Raw genomic sequence first — 691 nt, forward strand, 5'->3', positions numbered from 1 at the left:
CCCGGGGATAACAGGCTGATCTTCCCCAAGAGTCCATATCGACGGGATGGTTTGGCACCTCGATGTCGGCTCGTCGCATCCTGGGGCTGGAGCAGGTCCCAAGGGTTGGGCTGTTCGCCCATTAAAGCGGCACGCGAGCTGGGTTTAGAACGTCGTGAGACAGTTCGGTCTCTATCCGCCGCGCGCGTCAGAAGCTTGAGGAAACCTGTCCCTAGTACGAGAGGACCGGGACGGACGAACCTCTGGTACACCAGTTGTCCCACCAGGGGCACCGCTGGATAGCCACGTTCGGACAGGATAACCGCTGAAAGCATCTAAGCGGGAAACCCCCTCCAAGACCAGGCTTCTCACCCATTTCAGTGGGATAAGGCCCCCCGCAGACCACGGGATCGATAGACCAGACCTACACGCCCAGCAATGGGTTCAGGGAACTGGCACTAACCGGCCGAAAACTTACACACACTCGCAACCACACCCATCCACGCGTACCAACCACACGCAACACACCCCACCACCAAAACACACCCACCCCCACACACCGGGGGACACTACAAAAAGTGAATAGAGTTACGGCGGTCAATAGCGGCAGGGAAACGCCCGGACCCATCCCGAACCCGGAAGCTAAGCCTGCCAGCGCCAATGATACTGCCCCACACGGGCGGAAAAGTAGGACACCGCCGAACACAAATTA

At 58.9% G+C, this 691-nt stretch carries 2 rRNA genes; both read left to right on the plus strand.

Going from position 1 to position 691, the window contains the following annotated elements:
* Positions 1-461: ribosomal RNA gene (locus A5698_RS05455) — 23S ribosomal RNA — on the plus strand; the annotation flags it as partial.
* A 107-nt stretch (positions 462-568) separates the two neighbouring features.
* A 5S ribosomal RNA gene (rrf, locus tag A5698_RS05460) occupies positions 569-683 on the plus strand.
* The last annotated feature ends 8 nt before the right edge of the window (positions 684-691 follow it).

The organism is Mycobacterium sp. E136 (assembly GCF_001666865.1).
Classification (GTDB): domain Bacteria; phylum Actinomycetota; class Actinomycetes; order Mycobacteriales; family Mycobacteriaceae; genus Mycobacterium.